The organism is Pseudomonas sp. FFUP_PS_473, assembly GCF_002858665.1.
GTDB lineage: Bacteria > Pseudomonadota > Gammaproteobacteria > Pseudomonadales > Pseudomonadaceae > Aquipseudomonas > Aquipseudomonas defluvii.
The window spans coordinates 1-1313 of the sequence record NZ_PJQQ01000092.1; the positions used below are offsets into that span (position 1 = coordinate 1).

At 54.3% G+C, this 1313-nt stretch carries 1 protein-coding gene; it reads right to left on the reverse strand.

Going from position 1 to position 1313, the window contains the following annotated elements; translation table 11 throughout:
• Window positions 1-37 precede the first annotated feature (37 nt).
• A protein-coding gene (locus CYD26_RS24715) for an IS3 family transposase (RefSeq protein ID WP_178081741.1) occupies window positions 38-1260 on the reverse strand; the annotation gives its coding sequence in 2 pieces (ribosomal slippage) (window positions 38-909 and window positions 909-1260; 1224 coding nt in all).
• Window positions 1261-1313 lie beyond the last annotated feature (53 nt).

Consider the following 1313-nt stretch of genomic DNA (forward strand, 5'->3'; position numbering starts at 1 on the left):
TGTCTAGTCCTGAAATAGGTTTACACCTATTTCAGCCTCAAAACGCCCGATGCATCGCATCGGGCGTTTTGTATTTCAGGGCCAGATGCGGCCGCTCTCCGTTATAGATCCGTACCGATTCGTCCACCATCCTTACCGCGTCCGCCAGGTTCCTAGGACGACTCAGCAAGAACTCGGTCTTCAAAATCCCGTTTATCCGCTCGGCCATAGCGTTTTGATAGCAGTCATAGCCATCGGTCATTGAGCACTTGATCCCATGTTGCGCATGCAACCGCTGATACAGGTCAGAGCAGTACTGTGCGCCGCGATCTGAATGATGGATCAGCTGCTGTGTGGTTTTCCGCCCGATAACCGCTTTTTGCAACGCCTTAATCACAGACTCGGTGTGCAGGCTTTCATGCACATGATGGCCAACGATCTTGCGTGAATACGCGTCAGTCACCAGGCTCACGTAGGCCACGCTTTCCTGCGTTGGCAAATAGGTTATGTCTGCTACCCAGACCTGTTCGGGCCCACTGGCCACAACTTGTTCCGGGCCTGCTTTGAGCAGGTTGGGATGACGGCGAAAGCGATGATGGCTATGAGTGGTCTTGTGATAAGCCCGCTTGCGCGGAACCAGCTCGCGTGCGTCACGCAAGATGGCAAATAGGCGATCTCTACCCACGCACCACGGCGCAGGCGCTTGGGCGCTCATCAAGTAATGCAGCTTGCGCGTACCAAGCCTTGGCTGGCGACGCCGCTTCTCCAGCACAAAGTCCATCACCTCTTGGTCTTGGCGGACCCTCGCGTCAAAAGCGCGATTGCGCTTGTAATACGCTTGGCGCGAAATGCCCATGAACAGGCAAGCCCTGGTAATACTCAAGTCTTGGATTTGACCTTGCGAGAGGACTTGCCGGGTCGCTTTTTTACGACAGAAACGCCGTAGTCATTTTTCAGAACGTTGACGACTGCTTCAAAGAACTGAGCCTTCTGGTTGCTCAGCGCTAGCTGTTCTTCAAGTTCTTTGATTCGCTGCTCGGGTGTCAGCGGGAGGGTTGGCTCGGTCATGGACCTGCTCCTCGGCTCTCGAATTGATGCGCCTTGGCTCCAGTCCTGTCGACCATGCTTGCGTAACCAAACCAGCACCGTCGACCGGCCCTGAATGCCATAGCGCCGTTGGGCTTCTTTATAACCCAGCTCGCCTTTTTCAACTTGGTCTACGACGGATAATTTAAAAGCTAGCGTGTAGTCGCGCTGGCTGCGCCTTTTGCCCGAATCCATTGAATCCTCCTGAGGAAAGGTCAGAAGGTGTAAACCTTATTCAGGACGGGACA